The 18,760-nt window shown below is 39.0% G+C and carries 15 protein-coding genes; 3 read left to right on the plus strand and 12 right to left on the minus strand.

Annotated elements, in window-relative coordinates:
* Positions 1-251: 251 nt before the first annotated feature.
* The 7 genes from sohB to EGS71_RS07355 all read right to left on the minus strand — a co-directional run bounded on the left by sohB (position 252) and on the right by EGS71_RS07355 (position 9,882).
* Complete coding sequence (gene sohB, locus EGS71_RS07325; RefSeq protein ID WP_000897185.1) at positions 252-1,214, minus strand: protease SohB; 963 nt, start codon at positions 1,212-1,214, stop codon at positions 252-254.
* Positions 1,215-1,363: 149 nt separating this feature from the next.
* Positions 1,364-2,266: a phosphate ABC transporter ATP-binding protein PstB gene (gene pstB / locus EGS71_RS07330; protein ID WP_001091973.1), complete on the minus strand. Its 903-nt coding sequence runs from the start codon at positions 2,264-2,266 to the stop codon at positions 1,364-1,366.
* A gap of 13 nt (positions 2,267-2,279) precedes the next feature.
* A complete protein-coding gene (pstA, locus tag EGS71_RS07335; protein WP_000107954.1) occupies positions 2,280-3,677 on the minus strand; it encodes a phosphate ABC transporter permease PstA in 1,398 nt (465 codons plus the stop codon).
* Entirely contained in the window at positions 3,674-5,053 is a 1,380-nt protein-coding gene (pstC, locus tag EGS71_RS07340) for a phosphate ABC transporter permease subunit PstC (protein WP_001050723.1), read from the minus strand. Before pstC ends, pstA begins: the two co-directional genes overlap by 4 nt.
* 100 nt (positions 5,054-5,153) lie before the next feature.
* On the minus strand, positions 5,154-6,185 hold the full coding sequence (locus EGS71_RS07345) for a substrate-binding domain-containing protein (protein ID WP_001238909.1): 1,032 nt from the start codon (positions 6,183-6,185) through the stop codon (positions 5,154-5,156).
* A gap of 455 nt (positions 6,186-6,640) precedes the next feature.
* Entirely contained in the window at positions 6,641-8,020 is a 1,380-nt protein-coding gene (locus tag EGS71_RS07350) for an amino acid permease (RefSeq protein WP_000339846.1), read from the minus strand.
* 140 nt (positions 8,021-8,160) lie between these two features.
* Complete coding sequence (locus tag EGS71_RS07355; RefSeq protein ID WP_000469456.1) at positions 8,161-9,882, minus strand: alpha-keto acid decarboxylase family protein; 1,722 nt, start codon at positions 9,880-9,882, stop codon at positions 8,161-8,163.
* A gap of 134 nt (positions 9,883-10,016) precedes the next feature.
* Here EGS71_RS07355 and EGS71_RS07360 point away from each other — a divergent pair, with 134 nt between their 5' ends.
* Positions 10,017-10,502 (plus strand): Lrp/AsnC family transcriptional regulator, encoded by a 486-nt coding sequence (locus EGS71_RS07360; RefSeq protein ID WP_000357089.1) that lies wholly within the window; start codon positions 10,017-10,019, stop codon positions 10,500-10,502.
* Between the two features lie 70 nt (positions 10,503-10,572).
* Here EGS71_RS07360 and EGS71_RS07365 read toward each other — a convergent pair whose 3' ends face one another.
* The 3 genes from EGS71_RS07365 to EGS71_RS07375 form a co-directional block, all read right to left on the minus strand.
* On the minus strand, positions 10,573-12,003 hold the full coding sequence (locus tag EGS71_RS07365; protein ID WP_001183487.1) for an aldehyde dehydrogenase family protein: 1,431 nt from the start codon (positions 12,001-12,003) through the stop codon (positions 10,573-10,575).
* 276 nt (positions 12,004-12,279) lie between these two features.
* Entirely contained in the window at positions 12,280-13,812 is a 1,533-nt protein-coding gene (locus EGS71_RS07370; protein ID WP_000227388.1) for a pyridoxal phosphate-dependent decarboxylase family protein, read from the minus strand.
* Between the two features lie 2 nt (positions 13,813-13,814).
* Positions 13,815-15,188, minus strand: coding sequence for a diaminobutyrate--2-oxoglutarate transaminase (locus EGS71_RS07375; RefSeq protein WP_000117544.1), 1,374 nt, complete (start codon positions 15,186-15,188; stop codon positions 13,815-13,817).
* A gap of 467 nt (positions 15,189-15,655) precedes the next feature.
* Between EGS71_RS07375 and EGS71_RS07380 the strand changes: the two genes are divergently transcribed.
* Positions 15,656-16,357, plus strand: a complete 702-nt coding sequence (locus EGS71_RS07380; RefSeq protein WP_001259420.1) for an SIMPL domain-containing protein — start codon at positions 15,656-15,658, stop codon at positions 16,355-16,357.
* A 54-nt stretch (positions 16,358-16,411) separates the two neighbouring features.
* Here EGS71_RS07380 and EGS71_RS07385 read toward each other — a convergent pair whose 3' ends face one another.
* Complete coding sequence (locus EGS71_RS07385; RefSeq protein ID WP_000253001.1) at positions 16,412-17,044, minus strand: TetR/AcrR family transcriptional regulator; 633 nt, start codon at positions 17,042-17,044, stop codon at positions 16,412-16,414.
* A gap of 121 nt (positions 17,045-17,165) precedes the next feature.
* Here EGS71_RS07385 and EGS71_RS07390 point away from each other — a divergent pair, with 121 nt between their 5' ends.
* Entirely contained in the window at positions 17,166-17,630 is a 465-nt protein-coding gene (locus EGS71_RS07390; RefSeq protein ID WP_000246244.1) for a hotdog fold domain-containing protein, read from the plus strand.
* 32 nt (positions 17,631-17,662) lie between these two features.
* On the opposite strand, the gene EGS71_RS07395 is transcribed toward EGS71_RS07390, so the two are convergent.
* Positions 17,663-18,757, minus strand: a complete 1,095-nt coding sequence (locus tag EGS71_RS07395; protein ID WP_001057073.1) for a fatty acid desaturase family protein — start codon at positions 18,755-18,757, stop codon at positions 17,663-17,665.
* Positions 18,758-18,760: the final 3 nt, after the last annotated feature.

An 18,760-nucleotide genomic window follows, 5' to 3' on the forward strand; every position in this document is an offset into this window, starting at 1 on the left:
ATATTTTTAAATGTTTATCTTTTAAATGGATCATCTAAAAACTATTTTATTGTTGCCTAAAATATCAAAATCACTTATTTATCACAATTCAATAAGTATATTTATCAACAATTTTTTTTGAATCTTTATTCAATATCTATTTTTTATAAAAATGAATTGTCGTTCCGGCAATTCAAATCAAATTCTTTTAATCTTTCGCATAAAAAAGAGCACCCCTAAAAGGCACTCTTTAATTTGAAAATATATCTTAATTAAAATTTAGTATCGCGCATTTGAACTAAAGTTGAATTCGCTTTTGCTAAAGTATCAGCCACTTTATTCATTACAGCCGGGATCAGGCTATCTGCCATTTGAGCTGCTTGTAAACCTAATTTTTCACCCAAAGTTGCTTTTTTACGGGTATTAATTACATATACATCATGCTGAGGTAACAATGCTAATAGATACTCATCGGAAGTTTGTAGTTTGTCTACAAGGTTTAAATCAAGTGCATCTTGACCATACCAATGTTCACCTGTAGCAACCTTGTCCACATTAAGCTGTGGACGATATTTCTCTACAAAGTGCTTAAACAACACATGCGTTTGTTGTAGCTCTTCTTCAAACTTCGCCTTACCTTCAGGAGTATTCTCACCAAACATGGTGACAGTACGTTTATATTGCCCTGCTGTGTAAAGTTCGAAGTCCACGTTATGTTCTTTTAAAAGACGATTAAAATTTGGTACCTGAGCCACAACACCAATCGAACCCACAACAGCAAACGGTGCAGAAATAATTTCATTTGCAATACAAGCCATCATGTAGCCGCCACTTGCCGCAACCTTATCGACACAAATCGTTAAATGAAAACCTGCGTCACGCAAACGAACCAATTGAGCTGCCGCCAATCCATATCCATGAACCATACCACCCGGACTTTCAAGACGTACCACAACACGGTCACGTCCAGCTTTAGCCGTTGCTAAAATAAGGGTGATTTCTTCACGAAGATTTTCAACCGCAGATGCCTGAATGTCACCTTTAAAATCTAAAACAAAAATTTTCTGGTTGTTCTTACGGCGAATTTTAGCTTCTTTTGCAAGTTGTTGAGCCAATTGTAAAAGCTCTAAACGACTTGCTGTGGTTTGTGCAATTTTTTTTCTCTGTTCATTTACACGTGCATTTAAATGACTGACACGTATTTCCGCAGGGAGTTTAGGCAAATGGAATAACATAAAATTCTATGCTCATAAGTTTGTCTTTATAGCCTTAAGATGTGGTTCTTTTGATTAAAATTCAATAGCGATTTTGCAAAATAGAGTCATTTTCATTTATTAAATAAAAGAAAAAGAGCACGAGGCTCTTTTTCTTTTACAACGATCAATTAACCGAAACGGCCAGTAATGTACGCTTCTGTCAATTGGTGGTCAGGCTGAGTAAATACTTTCTCTGTAGAGTTTACTTCAATCAAATCACCTAAATGGAAGTAAGCTGTACGGTCTGAAACACGAGCTGCTTGTTGCATCGAGTGCGTTACAATAACGATTGTGTATTGATCAGAAAGTTCAGAAATCAGCTCTTCCACTTTCGCCGTTGCGATTGGGTCAAGCGCAGAACAAGGTTCATCCATCAAGATCACTTCTGGACTTACTGCAATTGTACGTGCAATACATAAACGTTGTTGCTGACCACCAGATAAGCCAGTACCCGGTTGGTTTAAACGATCCTTCACTTCTTCCCATAGACCTGCTTTACGCAAGCTATTTTCAACAATTTCTTCTAAGTCATATTTGTCACGTGCTAAACCGTGTAGCTTCGGACCATATGCCACGTTATCAAAAATAGATTTAGGAAATGGATTTGGCTTTTGGAACACCATACCAACCTGTGCACGCAGCAATACAACATCCAGATTTGGATCATAGATATTTTTGTTATCTAGAGTGATCTTACCTGTCACACGACAGCCATCAATCGTGTCGTTCATACGGTTTAAAGTACGCAGGAAAGTCGATTTACCGCAGCCTGATGGCCCAATAAACGCAATTACTTCATTTTGATAAATATCTAAATCGATGCCTTTAATCGCTTCAAAGTCACCATAATAAACATGGGCATCTTGTGCACTGATCTTGATTTCGGTTGAGTTTGGCTTTTTTGAAGCATGTGGTTCAAAATGCGAAACGTACGAAGTGCCATGATGCAGTTGTGTATCTGTAAGTTGAGATTGTTCAGTATTCACTAACTTATCCTTTTCTAAGGAATTCGTAATATCAATAGTATTCATGATTTATCCTCTATTACCAACGCACTTCGAACTTTTTACGTAACCAAATTGCAAGGCTGTTTAAACCAATCATTAATGCAAGAAGTACGATAATCGCAGCAGCAGTACGGCCTTCGAAGAAGTTACGCAACTCATTACCCTGCCATAGATAAACTTGGACAGGTAAAGCAGTTGCTTGATCAAATGGGGTGGTTGGAACACTTGCAACGAATGCACTCATCCCGATTAAAAGTAAAGGTGCAGTTTCACCGAGTGCGTGTGCAACACCAATAATTGCACCCGTCATGATGCCCGGCAACGCTAACGGTAAAACATGATGGAAAACGGTTTGTACTTTAGACGCACCTAAACCTAGAGCAGCTTGTCGAATTGAAGGTGGCACAGCTTTTAAAGAAGCACGTGTTGTAATAATGACTGTTGGTAGTGTCATTAAACTTAATACCAAACCACCGACAAAAGGAGCTGACAACGGTAAATGCATCCAACCAATAAAGATTGCAGCACCCAACAAACCAAACACGATTGAAGGTACAGCAGCAAGGTTATTAATGTTGACTTCAATAATGTCTGTAATGACATTCTTTGGAGCAAATTCTTCAAGATAGATTGCGCTGGCAACACCGATTGGAATTGAAATAATGATCACAATCAGCATCATGAATAATGAACCCATGAATGCGCCTGCAAGACCACTAATCGCTGGTGAACTACGAGAGTCAGGATTCTTAAATAAAGTCGTATTAAAGGTATTTTCAAGTACACCTTTTGCTTTAAGGTCATCTGCCAACTTGCGGATTTCCGGATCAAGTTGTTGCTGGTCGTCTGGTAATGAACGGTCAATATTACCCTTCAGCCATACATCTACATTGGCATCACCCAAGAAAGTTAAGTTCTCTTTTTTCCCAATGAGTGATGGGTCAGCAAACACCATATCACGTAAGCGATAAGCTTCAGAACTTGCATAAAGGCTACTTAAATAATCGCGTTGTGATGCAAGTGAAGGATCTTTAGCAATCATGCCATTTACGATCAGGCTATCCCAATCGACCATCCCCATTTTCGTTTGCCAATCGACATAACGCTCTTGGTAATGTGCAGGTGTTTCACCTTGTGTACGTACCGGCACTGGACCTGCATCAATTACTTTAGGATCGAAGTAGACCGGTACATTCATACTGGTTTGCCAGAATGCCGGTAACCCTTTTGCCAAAATACTGCCAAACAGTAGCGCAACGAATGCAAGGCCAATAACAACTGCTGACAAACCTGCAAAGCGGAAAGCTTTTTCTTTGCGGTGACGTTTAGCCAGTGATTTTTCAATCACTTTTTTACGGCGATCACGTGCCTGAGCAGCGGCTTGTGGATCAAATACGTTCTGATCCATAGGAGACGATGTATTTGATGTACTCATTCGTATTGCTCACGGTATTTACGCACAATGTACAGTGCAACAATGTTTAATCCTAAAGTGATCACAAAGAGTGTTAAACCCAGTGCAAATGCCACCAAGGCCTGTGGGCTCGCAAAATCAGTATCACCCGTTAACTGTTTTACAATGGTTACGGTAACTGTCGAAACAGCTTCAAACGGATTTGCATGTAGAAGTGGACTGTTCCCTGCTGCCAAAACCACAATCATGGTTTCCCCTACGGCACGCGAAACAGCCAATAAAAATGCCCCTGTAATACCCGGTAAAGCTGCCGGTAAAACCACTTGGCGAATCGTTTCTGATTTGGTTGCGCCCAGTCCTAACGAACCATCACGAAGTGCACGAGGAACTTGAGTAATAATGTCATCAGACAAAGATGAAACGAATGGGATAATCATAATTCCCATTACAAAACCAGCAGTCAAAGCACTGGTTGCATTAATTTCAATACCAACATACGCACCAGCAGCTTTAAAGAATGGCCCAATAATCATCATGGCAAAAACACCATAAACGATTGTTGGAATACCCGCTAAAACTTCAATGGTAGGTTTTGCCCATGAGCGTAACCACGGCGAAGCATATTCAGCTAAATAAATAGCAATCATTAAGCCAACAGGTACAGCAACTAATAAGGCAATACCACTGACCATGAGCGTGCCCCATAGTAATGGTAATAAACCATAACTACCTTCTGCATTACCTGAAGTACTAAAGCCGGGGTTCCATTCTGTACCAAAGAAAAAGTCGATTGGACTTACAAAATGGAAGAAGTGCATTGCCTCACCAAACATCGACATTACAATGCCGATCGTGGTTAAAATTGCAACGCCAGAACATAAGATCAAACCAACATTAATTGCACGCTCAACTTGGTTACGTGCGCGATATTCTTGGCTGATTTTTTTCTTTGCCCACACTAAGCCCAACAAAGCGGCACAGACAACAACAGCAAATTTGGCAAAAGAGCCAATAGTTTGAAATTTTGCATATTGCTGAGCAGCAGCCAACTCATAAGCTGCGGGATGATCACTTACCCCAAAACCAGAAGCGATCGCTTGAACTCGATCAACAAGTACACTTCTTGCTGCTTCATCTAGAGAAGCTGTTACAGAAGCAGGTACGTTGTTAAAGATAATATGATTTAAAATACTTGGCTCAACCAAGTTCCAAATGATCAAAATTAAAAAAGCAGGGATACCGCACCAAAGCCCAACCAGTGCGCCATAATAACCAGGACGAGAATGTAATGTCGCCGAGTTGCTTCCCTTACCTGCTAGGTGGCGGCTCTTTCTCAGCCCAAGTTGATATGCAATTGCCACAAGGGCTAACAACACACCGATAAGTAGCAGATTCATGTATTCTCCACTGTTTTCTCAATTGTCATAATTTGGGAAAAACGTGTTAGACAAAAAGGCTGATGATCGCTTGAGATCACCAGCCCCTATTCAAACTAACTTATTTAACAGTTTTACCTGCTTTAAAGTCAGCTAAAACTTTAGCGCGTTCTGCATCAGACATCGCGATTAAACCATCACGCTCAGCTTTAGAACCTTTACCAGTCGCTTTTTTGCTTAGGAAGTATTCTACGTATTGTGGTAAACCTTTAACTGATTTTAAGTGCTCGCCTTTTACATAGAAGTATAGTGGACGAGATACAGGGTATGTACCATTTAACACAGTTTTCTCAGAAGGAACTACGTTGTTTACTGTCGCTACACGTAACTTGTCACGGTTCATGTCATAGAAACTTAAACCAAATACGCCTACTGCACTTGGAGAAGTTTTTAAGCGAGCTAGAGTTTCTGTATAGTCACCAGCAATTTCAATTACACGGCCGTCTTTACGGAAAGTAGAACATGCTTTCTTTTGAGCGTCTTTGTCTAAGCTCTTGAAGTATTCATACGCTTCGCAACCAGCTTCAACCATTTTCTCTTGGAAAACTTCACGCGTACCGTGGTTAGACGCAGGAATAACAAGTGTAATAGGCTCATTAGGAAGTGATTTGTCAATTTGGTTCCAGTTTGTATAAGGGTTTGGAACCAATTTACCTTTTGAAGGTAACTGTGCAGCTAAAGCAGCAAACACATGGTAAGGTTTTAATTTATAAGCTGCTTTGCTTGAGCTAGAGGCAAATACAATACCGTCATAACCAATTTTGATTTCTTGAATTTGTTTTACACCAGCTTTGTTACAAGCTTCGATTTCAGTGCTTTTAATTTTACGAGAAGCGTTTGCAACGTCGATTGTGTTGTCACCAACACCTTGACAGAACTGTTTTAAACCAGCAGAAGAACCACCAGAACCTACAACAGGAGTTTTAAATTGAGGGAATGTATTACCAAACTCTTCAGCTACAACGCTGGCAAATGGTAATACAGTTGAAGAACCAGCAATTTGAATCGTATCACGAGCTGCATTTGCAGTCGTTGTTACAGCGGCCCCAGTTACTGCTAATGCAATTGCGATTTGACGTGGATTTAAGCGCATTCTGTTCTCTCTCATTAATGCAATAGGTTGTACGTCACTTTTTGTTGAGTGCTTGTACGCTCTTCGATAGCTGCATTGTGAATAGAAAATATGACAAATAAGTTACAGTATTATGACGCTTTCATGATTTTTATAATGTTCATTGTCACATTTTTAAATCTATTTTATATCAAATATTTAAGATGATTTTACAAGTACTTTGATATTTAGATTTAATGGGAAATATGACAAATGTTCAAAATAATAAAATTATAATTATGCTTAAATTATAAAAACTTAAGTAATTTAATGAATTGATGTTACAAAATTATTTTATTGACACAATTCTCAATTTTTTACGTGTCACCTTTATTTTTAAAAAATTATTTCGCCCGAACATGAAAATATTATGACAAAACAAAAACGGTTATCTGTCATATGTCAGATAACCGCAATATCACTGTAAATTTAGCTTATTAGTTTGATTGTACTTCCGGCATTGCGACCATTTTTTTACGATACTTAAAGAAATACATAATCGCTAAAACAGCAAGCCAGATAGGCCCCAAAATAACAGCGAGCCTCATATCTGGTGTCATCGCCATAATAATGAGAATGAAACATACAAAGCTAATAGTTAAATAATTACTCCATGGGCTCATAATGCTTTGGAATTTGGTTTGACGCTTTTGCAATTTCATTGCTTTGGTAAATTTCAAATGCGTGACTGAGATCATAAGCCAGTTAATAACAAGCGCCGCCACAACCAACATCATAAAGAGCTGAAAAGCTTGACCTGGAATTAAATAGTTGACCACTACACAGACTGCTGTAATTGAAGCAGACACAATTGCAGCAGGGACCGGAATACCGCGGCTGTTCACTTTTTTCAAAATTGCTGGCGCATTGCCCTGCTCTGCTAAACCATGCAACATACGACTATTACAGTAAATACAACTGTTATAAACCGAAATAGCAGCAATCAAGACCACAAAGTTTAGAACGTTCGCAACACCATTACTATTGAGTGACTGGAAAATTAAGACAAACGGGCTACCGCCTTCTGCCACCATATTCCATGGATAAAGACATAAAAGAATACCGATTGCACCGATATAAAAAATCAGGATGCGATAAACAATCTGGTTTACTGCCTTTGGAATTGTTGTTTCAGGTTTTTTCGTTTCAGCCGCAGCAATACCGATAAGTTCCAGACCACCGAATGCAAACATAATGACAGCCAAAGCCATAATAAAGCCATGAATACCATGCGGAAAGAAACCACCGTGTTGCCATAAATTTGCAACACCCGCTTGCGGACCTGCTGAGCCTGAAAGTAAAAGATAAGCACCGAAGCCAATCATACTTAAAATCGCAACAATTTTAATGCAGGAAAATAAGAACTCCGATTCCCCAAAAAAGCGGACATTTACCAAGTTAATGCCGTTAATTAAAATAAAGAAAAATAGAGCGGTCAGCCATGTCGGAATTTCTGGCCACCAAAACTGAATAAAAGTACCAATCGCACTCAGTTCGGCCATACTCACCAGTACATACAAAACCCAGTAGTTCCAGCCAGACATAAAACCAGCCATTTTGCCCCAGTATTTGTTCGCAAAATAACTAAAAGAACCACTTACCGGTTCTTCAACAACCATTTCACCTAAATGACGCATAATCAAAAAGGCAATAATTCCTGCAATTGCATATCCCAATAAAATTGAAGGACCTGCCAGTTTAATTGTTTGTGATAAACCTAAGAATAATCCTGTTCCGATCGCCCCTCCGAGTGCGATGAGTTGAATATGCCGATTGGATAAGCCTTGTTTTAACTCGTGCTTATTGTTTGCATCCATAACATTATCTCCAATGTTGGTGTCACTTCCTGTACACCTTTATTCAGCACCATATCCGAAGGTCAGAAACCGACCTTCGGACATAAGTTGCTTTAGTATGAGTCCATTTAATTTTTGAGAAGACGTGTCCTATCTTCTATTTAAAAAGAGATTGCATCCTTACATTTAACTGGTTGGGAACGCTCCTTTAAAATTTCATAGCCGCGATCACCGTAGTCAAAACGTGCAATCACAGAAGCAAATTTTTTCAAACTTACCGGCGCATCCATTGCTGGTAGTTTCAATTCAATGAAAGTTAACTGATCATTTTGCTGAACATTATCTAAAACGCTCTTCAGTTGGCCAGCAGTCTCAACCACGTAAGTGGTATGGCCTTTTTTACCGTTAAATACCGCTGGAATTTCGGTGTATTTCCAGTTTTGCACGTCGTTATAGGCAGCGTTTTCACCCATAATTAAACGTTCAATGGTATAGCCGCCATTGTTCAACAAGAAAATAATTGGTTTTAAACCATGGCGGATAATCGTAGAGAGTTCTTGTACCGTAAGCTGGAACGAACCGTCACCAATAAACAAAATTTGACGACGCTCAGGAGCAGCTAACAAACTACCAAGCAAAGCTGGCAAGGTATAACCAATAGAACCCCAAAGCGGCTGCGCAATATATTTAGCTGAGGCAGGAAGTTTGATACCTGACAAAGCAGAGTTTGATGTTCCTACTTCACCAATAATCACATCATCTTCTTTTAAGAACCCTGAAATGTAGTTCCAAAGCACATCTTGGCTAAGCTTCTGTTGAGCTGGCGCTTCAATTACTTTCTGAGGTTGTTTTTCAAGAAGAGGTATTGACGATTTACGTGGCGCAACTTTTTTATTTAGCTCGACAAGTAATTGTCCAATTTCAATACCCGGAAAATCCTGACCAAAAATATTTAAGCCATAAGATTTAATTTCGATGTAGTTCTTGGTCTCAATTTGATGCGTAAATACAGCTGAGCCTACATCGGTAAAGCGCGCGCCAACACCAATTAAACAGTCAGATTGTTCAATGATATTTTTTACATGCGGTTGGCTTGCTCCACCCACATAAGTTCCGATGTAACGAGGTGAGCCTTCATCCATAATATTTTTTGCAGTATTCATACCTGCAAATGGAATTGAGCATTTTTGAGATAAATCATTTAAAAGTGAAGTTACACCAAAAACTGAAGCCTCATTATCAATTAAAAGCGCTGGACTTTGAGCATTCTCAATAATGTCACAAAGTTTGCTTACCACACTTTGCAATAATTCAGGTTCAACAGCTGGGTAGCTTAGGTCGAGCGGACGCTCAGACACTTCAATTTTAACGTGAGTAATATCACCAGGTAGTTGGATGTGTACAGGACGGCGTTCAAGGAAACACTGACGCAATACGCGGTCAATTTCAGAAGCTGCATTTGCAGGAGTTAAACGAGTTTGGGCAACTGTGAACTCTTTCATACAGTTCATAATGTTGTCGTAGTTACCATCAACTAACGTATGATGTATGAGAGTGCCCTTTTGAACTGCATGTAAAGGTGGAATACCTGAGATATGAATAAGAGGTACATTTTCTGCATAGGCACCGGCAATACCATTAATAGCACTTAAGTCACCTACACCATAAGTGGTTGCCAAGGCAGAAAAACCGTTAATTCGTGCATAACCGTCTGCTGCATAGGCAGCATTTAATTCATTACAATTTCCAATAAATTCGAGTTGTGGGTCTGCTTCAACTTGTTCTAGATATGAGAGGTTAAAATCACCAGGTACACCAAAAAGATGTTGGATACCCATTTGTTTTAGACGAAGATTTAAAAATTCACCAATTTCTATGAACATTGCTCTATATCCTTTGAGACCAATTTTTATTCCATAGAAAAATAATATTTCATCTATCTTTTAGATTTCGTGCATAATGAAAACGCATTTTAATAAAAATACATGATTTGTGTATCATAAAAGGATTTTATGCAATGGATAAGTTCGACTGGCAAATCATTCAGGCACTACAAAAGAATGGACGACTCACCAATCAGGAAATTGGAGATTTAATCGGTTTATCTGCTTCTCAATGTTCAAGACGACGTCAATTGCTTGAACAAAAGGGCGTGATTCTTGGCTACACGGCACGCATCCAGCAACAGGCGCTAGGGCTGGAAGTTACAGCGATGATTCACATAAACTTAAGGACACACGAGGCGAAATCACAGCAGGCTTTCCAAGAGCTGATTGAAGCTGAAGATAACATTCAGGATGCATTTTCAATTAGTGGTGATGCAGATTTTATTTTAAAAGTCGTTGCTGAAAATTTAGAACAGCTTTCTCAATTTGTGACTGAAAGATTACTTTCTTATAATTTTATAGGCCACATAAAGTCTTACATTGTTCTAAAAAAAATTAAAGAACAGAATCATTTTTTAATCAAGCCTAAAAGCATAAGCTATCATCACTCTCAATAAAATAACTCAGCTTTTCACTCTTAAAAGTGAAATAAAAAGGCGGATACTAAATCCGCCTTAAAATTAATATTTAGACTTTACTAATATGGACCGTTTGTCCAATCGTATTTTCAAGCAAACCTTCCAAACCAAACTCAGCGCCTAAGCCAGACATTTTCCAGCCGCCGAAAGGTGCATGAGGCAGTATTTCTGCATGGGTATTAATCCAAACCGTTCCACATTGAAGCTGTGTAGCGTAGGTCTGTGCGGTTTTAAGATCAGAAGACCAAATTGAACCACCCAAACCAAACTCACTGTCATTGGCACGAGCAATAGCATCGTTGATATCGGTATATTTTAAAACAGGCAACACTGGACCAAATTGCTCTTCTTGCACCACACGGCAAGAGTCAGAAACTTCAGTCAAAATAGTTGGCGCAATAAAGTAGCCCTGCTCTGGTAGCTGTTGTTGTCCAGAAAGTGCTTTTGCACCTTGTGCAATCGCTTCAGTAATCAGAGCTTTTACCTTGTTATATTGCATCTGGTTTTGTACTGGTCCAAATGTTGTAGAAGATGCCATACCATCCCCCACAACTTGAGCGTTGGCAATATCAGCTAACTTTTGAGATAAAGCTTCATATTGGCTTTCATGCACATATAAACGCTTTAACGCCGCACATGTTTGACCAGCATTCAAGAACGCCATATTAAAAATCTTAGCAGCAATTTCATCGATATTTGCATCTGGTAATACAATACCAGCATCATTACCGCCAAGCTCTAAAGTTAAGTGTTTTAGCTGCTGAGCTGCACCAGCCATAATGTGCTGCCCTGTTCGAGTTGATCCCGTAAACACGACTTTTTGCACATCTGGATGAGAAGATAATGCTTCACCAATCTCACCAGCACCAACCACAATTGAGATCACACCTGCCGGAACTTCTTGCTGAATGATTTCACATAGACGTAAAGTCGATAATGGTGTGTATTCCGAAGGTTTGCTAATGACAACATTACCTGCACGTAAAGCAGGCATGATATGCCAAACTGCAATCATGAGTGGCCAGTTCCATGGCGTAATTGAAGCCACTACACCCAATGGTTGTCGATGGCGCTCAATACGCTTAGTTTCACTGTCTTCAATTACTTCTACCGGTAAATCCATAGAAGCCGCATAACGCGTCCAGCCAATTGCACCTTGCACTTCCATTTGTGCCAGTGCAAGTGGTTTACCTTGTTCAAGCACCACCAGCTCTGCAAGCATTTCAGCGTGCTTTTCAATACCGTCTGCAATCTTGTTTAAAATTGATTTACGCTCATCATGCGAGACAAGCTGCCAAGCTTTAGAAGCCTGTTTAGCTGCACTAACAGCTTGATTCACTTGTGCAACTGATGCTTTTGCACAACGTGCCGCAGTTAAGCCAGTAGCAGGGTTAATAATTTCCAGTTCACCTTGTTCACCTGAACAAAGTTGACCGCCAATAATAAGTTTAAATTCATTAAGCATATTCGCTTGTTGCATTTCTTCTTCCTTGTCTTAATTGTAATTACGACTTCTTACTTTATGCAAAATGGTTTAAAGCAAGTGCCGTATTGATATATCAATGCGACCAAAAAATCGGGAACATACCAATACAATAAGAAATTTGCTCACCATAAATCATGCATAATTATTTTTGTTTTTTGAAAATATGCATGTTTTGTGCATATACCCTTCTTCTGATACACACTTTTAATAAAAATAATATGTAATAAAAAAGCCCGGCAATAAACCGAGCTTTTTGGGGTATCAACTCAATTAGTCGATTGGTGGTACATAGTTACCAGAAGCAATCGCATCTTTAATGCGTTCAGCTTCAGCCAATACTTGAGCTAAAAGATTCTTAACGTTGTCGACAGTTACTACAGGGCTTAATGTTGTCATCTTCAATGACTGTACATTACCAACTTTTGTTACACCGATATTTGCTTCACCACGTGCAAACAATTCATCTGCTACGTTTTGGTTCAAACTATCGATAAACTCAACTGGGTAACCTTCCGGAACAACACGGAACAATACCGAAGCAAATTGTGGTTCAACTAAAAGCTCTAAACCTTCAGTTGCCTTGATGTAATCTGCAACTTCACGAGTCAGTTTTACACCATGATCAATCATTGAACCATATAGCTCTTCGCCAAGTGATTCAATGGTCATCCACAATTTTAAAGCATCAAAACGACGAGTCGTTTGTAATGATTTAGACACAAGGTTAGGTACGCCATGCTCTTCATCATAAGCAGAGTTCAAGTACTCAGCTTCGTAGTGCATGAAACGATAGTTAGCTTCATCTTTTAACAAGAACGCGCCACAGCTGATGCTTTGGAAATAATGCTTATGGAAGTCGAGAGTGATCGAATCAGACAGCTCAATACCATCAAGCATTGCACGATAGTCATTTGATAAGATCAGTGCACCGCCCCACGCAGCATCGATATGCATCCATGAACCATACTTATTAGTAATTTCACGGATTTTTTTCAATGGATCAATTGCACCAGCATCAGTTGTACCCGCTGTCGCAACGACACAAGCAACAACTTTACCTTCAGCTTGAAGATGCGCCATTGTTTTTTCAAGAGCATCAACATCCATCTGTGCATTTTCATTCACAGGAACAGTCACAACTGACTGGAAGCCCATGCCCATCATTGCCATGTTCTTTTGCACAGAGAAATGTGCATTTTCAGAACAAATGACTTTGACGTTTTTCATTGCTTCAGCTGGAATACCATCACGCTGTACAGACCATGGGTTACCATTTTCGTCTTTCCAGTTTTTCGCAATGCACCAGTCACGAGCAAGTAACACACCCATCAAGTTAGATTGAGTACCGCCAGAAGTGAACACACCTGCCTGACCAGAACCGTAACCTACTTTTTGACGCAACCAATCAATAAGCTGAACTTCCATTAATGAACCTGCCGGGCTTTGATCCCATGAGTCCATAGACTGGTTAGTTGCATTGATTAACACTTCCGCGATCTGGCTCATCACCATGGTTGGGCAGTGTAAATGTGCTAATGAGTGTGGATGGTGTACTTTCAAGCTTTTATTCAAGAAAAGCTCAATCATACGTTGAAGAGATTGTTGTACACCCATACCTTCTTTTGAAGGTTGGAAAGAAATTGCTGAACGCAATTCTTTAATACTGCCGCCTGTGTACATTTTTTCATTTTGCAACCATGCTGAAACGGCTTTTACCGCTTCGCCCATTGCTGACTCATAGTCAGCAATGGATTGTGCATCATTGCAGAGTAACGCTTTACGATGTTCTGCAAAATCCACCATACTTACGCGCCTCGCACTGCAACCAATGCTTCTGCAACTGCTTTCTTAAAGCGAGCAATTACTTCTACACACTCTTCTTGAGTAATGATGAGTGGGCAAAGTAAACGAATTACTGTACCGTTACGACCACCTTTTTCAAGCAATAACTTGTTGTTAAAGCAAGCAGTTTGGATCGCAGCCGCTAACTGAGAGTCAGCAGGGTGAGAACCGATACGGTCAGCAGGTTTACGCTCGTCAACGATTTCAACACCAATCATTAAACCGCGGCCACGTACGTTACCAATACATGGGAATTCAGTAGCTAATTTTTTCAATTCAGCTTGTAAGAATTCACCACGCTCTTGTGCATTTTGAGCAAGGTTTTGTTCCTTGATCGTTTCTAATACGACAAGACCTGTACCCATAGCAAGTTGGTTACCACGGAAAGTACCAGTGTGGCCAGCAGGCTGCCAAGCATCAAATTTACGCTTAATACCTAATACTGCAAGTGGTAAACCACCACCTACTGCTTTAGACATTACAACGACATCAGGTTCAATACCGGCATGTTCAAATGCAAACATTTTGCCTGAACGAGCAAAGCCTGCTTGAACTTCATCTAAAATTAAAACGATGTTGTGCTTTTCAGTCACTTCACGGATTTTTTGCAACCATTTTACTGGAGCTGTAACAACACCGCCTTCACCTTGAATTGCTTCAAGAATAACAGCAGCAGGCTTAGTTACACCGCTTTCAACATCTTCAATAAAGTTTTCGAAATAGTAAGTTAAAGCGTCAACACCAGCTTCACCACCTAAACCAAGTGGGCAGCGATATTCATGCGGATATGGCATGAATTGTACGCCTGGCATTAAGCCATTCACTGCATTTTTTGCACTTAAGTTACCAGTCATTGCAAGTGAACCATGAGTCATACCATGGTAACCACCAGAGAAACTGATCACTGAGCTACGGCCAGTGTAAGTTTTAGCAAGTTTAATTGCTGCCTCAGTCGCATCTGCACCAGAAGGACCACAGAACTGTAAGCAATATTCTTCTTTACCACCTGGTAAATATGCTAACAACGCTTCAGTAAACGCATCTTTTAAAGGTGTGGTTAAGTCTAAAGTATGCAATGGCAAACTACTTGCCAATGTGTCTTGAATACTTTGAATCACCGCAGGATGATTATGACCTAAAGCCAATGTACCTGCCCCAGCTAAACAATCAAGGTACTGTGTACCTTCAACATCAGTAACCCAGCAACCTTGTGCTTTCGCTATCGCTAACGGTAATTTACGTGGATAGCTACGAACATTCGATTCCATTTGACTTTGGCGAGTCAAATAATATTCGTTGGTAGCATTAGTGGCAGGGTTGACAGAAGTAACGCTCATATCGGATTACCATCTCTGATAAGGGTAGAAAGAAATAAGTCTGGTGACTTTTGGTCCTTTGACTCGGTGCTTTATAGAACTAGCGAAGACACATATTTTATATCTTGTAACTAGGAGCGCGATGATACCTAATTTTGCAAGAAAAAAAACGTCTTTTGTGTACTTTACTCATCTAATCTTATTGAAAAATTGTATTATCCCAATAGTTATGATGAATTATCATCATACTATGTGACAACCTAAAGAAAATATTCTTTTTTTATATTCGTGTGATTTTTTAAGTTACATTGAAACACTTTAATTCTAAGTTTTTTATTTTTAAAGAATTTTATTCTTACCAAAAATTAAAAAACTTGATTTAAATATTACAAATACCCCACAAAATCTGCAAAAGTTATGCATAACTTATGTTTAACATTTCTTAATGAAAAAAATTAAATTTATATTAATTTTTAAAGGATAAATTTATGCGTACTTTAGCAATATCTACTCTTCTCCTTGGTACGGTACTCAGCCCTATGGTTTTTGCCCAAGATGATAATGCCCTTCACTACAATATTGTAAATGTTCAAGCAGAAGCTTCTCGCCAAGTTTCAAACGATGAAATGCATGCAACTTTATATATTGAAAAAAGCAATAAGCAGCCTGCAGAACTTTCAAACCAAATTAACCAGTTAATGAACCAAGCACTCGCGACTTCGCGTAAATATCCACAAGTGAAAGTGGAAACTGGTGCTCAAAGCACTTATCCAATTTATGACAATGACAGTAATAAATTAAAAGAATGGCGTGGCCGCGCGGAAATTCGTCTAGAAAGTAAAGATTTCAAAGCTGCTAGTCAATTAATTAATGAGTTACAACAAAGCTTTCAAACTCAATCCATTAATTTTAGCGTCTCAGATGAGCAACGTAAAAAAGTTGAGAATGAATTGATGGTAGAAGCATCTAAAAACTTTCAACAGCGTGCGCAAATATTGACTCAAGCATGGAATAAAAGCCAATATTCTTTGGTCACTCTAAACCTGAACACGAATAACTATTTTCCTCAACCTGTAATGCGTGCCAGCCTAGCTAAGTTCGCTGCTGCTGAAGCGGCACCAGCTCAAGACATGGCTGCTGGTGAGTCTAAAATTACTGTAAATGCAAACGGTTCAATCCAGTTTAAATAATTCATTTTTCAATCTAAAAACCGCATTCTTCATGCGGTTTTTTATTGCTCGCTATTAATGTTCTAAACGCAAATCCTGTAATGAATTCCAAGCTGCTTTTGCCAGAATTTCTCTATAGTCTTTGGGGTCAGCTTTTACACGTTGTGATAACCACGCACGGCAATAGCTCTCTGTAGAACCAATCACTAATGAAAGCAAAAGTTCATGTGGAATTAAACTAAATGCTTTAAATTCTTCAAAGTTTGAAATCAAGCTAAATATCTTTTGGTTTCTACTCTTATTTTTTTGTGCAAGTTGCTGCTGTTCCTCCCCCTCTATAATGTTAAAACGTGCATTAATTAAGAATTTTGCAAATTCCGGTTGCTCACTTACCCAGTCCACATAACTATAAATTAGAGCTTCTACAACATCTTTTAATGTTTTGGACTGTTTTAAATATTCATCTCTCAGAGCTGTTTGATCATCTAAAGCTGAAAAAAATAAGGCCGCAACTATACCCTCTTTATTTTTAAAATGATGATAAATCGCCCCAACGCTACTTTCTGATTTGGCACGAATCATTTCAATACTAGTCGTTTCAATGCCCTGCTCTAAAAAACAATCTAAAGCATCTAATAATATTTGTCGTTTTAAAGCAGCTCTTCTTCCAGGATATAAGCGTTCTAATAAATTTTGAGCAGATACCATTTTGTATTCTCTGACCAGTCATCGGAGATATTTTGAATGACTTGACGCATATTTGTAAACAGAACTATATTCTTAAACAGAATAATATTCTGTATTTTTTAAAATTAAAGGAAGTCAAATCATGGCAACCACATTAGAACTCTGGAATAAAGTAACGGCTTTTCCTAAAGGCAAGTGGACTTTCTCTCGTATGCTGTGCTTAAAAGCACCTTATTTCGGCAGTATTTCCCCTCTTTTTATTGAGTTAAAACCGAATTATTGCGAAATTTCTATTAAGAAGAAGCGTTCTGTGCTTAACCACATTGGAACAGTCCATGCGATTGCGATGTGTAATATGGCTGAACTGGCGGGTGGAACAATGACAGAAGTTACTGTCCCGTCTACCCATCGCTGGATTCCAAAAGGAATGACTGTTGAATATTTAAAAAAAGCTGAAACAGACTTAATTGCAATTGCTACACCAGTGGAAGCTGATTATAACTGGGAAAAAGCTGGAGAATATTTAGTCAACGTAGATATTTACGACACTCACAAAGATAAAGTATTTCATGCCACAATTACCATGTGGATTTCTAAAAAGAAATAAAAAAAGCCCTGAATTCTCAGGGCTCTTTTATCTTATTTTTTAAATGGGAACGCATATTTCACAATACGCCCAACCACTTGTCCAAACTGCTTAACAAAGCTGGCATTGTTATAGTTCAAGCCATATTTCTTACAAACCGCCTCAACTTTTGGAGCCATTTGACGATAACGACGAGCAGGAATATCTGGGAATAAGTGATGTTCAATTTGATGACTTAAGTGACCAGACAAAATATGGAATGCTTCTGAACCTGTTAAGTTAGAAGAACCACGAATTTGGCGCATATACCAGTGTCCACGACTTTCTTCTTGTAAAACAGATTTTGGAAACACTTCTGCATCTTTCGTGAAATGACCACAGAAAATAATACTAAAGGTCCAGATATTACGAAGACCATTTGCGACCAAGTTACCTGTAAATACTGGTAATGCTGCCGGCCCTGCAATAAGAGGGAAGAAAACATAATCTTTAAAAAGTTGCTTGCCAATCTTTTTATTAACCGGTTTTAGCTCTTCTAAAAATTGTGCCTTGGTCTTACGTTTGTAAAGTACACGCCCAATTTCAAGATTCTGAATTGCTACGCCCCACTGGAACAATAAGCAAAATGGAATACTATAAATCGGTTGCAACAAGAACCCTGGCTTCCAACGTTGCTCAGGGAATAAGCGAAGTAAGCCATAACCAATGTCATCATCAATACCTTTAATATTGGTATAAGTATGATGTTTATAGTTATGGGTTTGACGCCAGTTATCAGAGGTACCTACAGTATCCCATTCATAAGTTTGACCATTAAATTTCGGGTCATTCATCCAGTCATATTGACCGTGCATAACATTATGGCCGAGCTCCATGTTCTCCATAATTTTAGAGAAGCCTAATAGACCCGTACCTAAAATCCACGCTGGCGGGAACCAACCTGCAAATAAACAAGCCCGGCCTAAAAAGCTACTATAACGAATAGCAGCATAGACACGGCGGATATATTTAGCGTCTTTTTCACCCAAATCATCCAATACTTCTTGTTTGATCTGATCAAGCTCTTTTGCAAATGCTTCAAGTTCTGCTGGAGTCAAATCTCGATTTTTAGGATTTTTAAAATATTCGACTTTCACTGGCATATTCATAAG

Origin of the sequence: Acinetobacter sp. FDAARGOS_559 (assembly GCF_003940475.1) — a bacterium.
Taxonomy (GTDB): Bacteria; Pseudomonadota; Gammaproteobacteria; order Pseudomonadales; family Moraxellaceae; genus Acinetobacter; species Acinetobacter baumannii.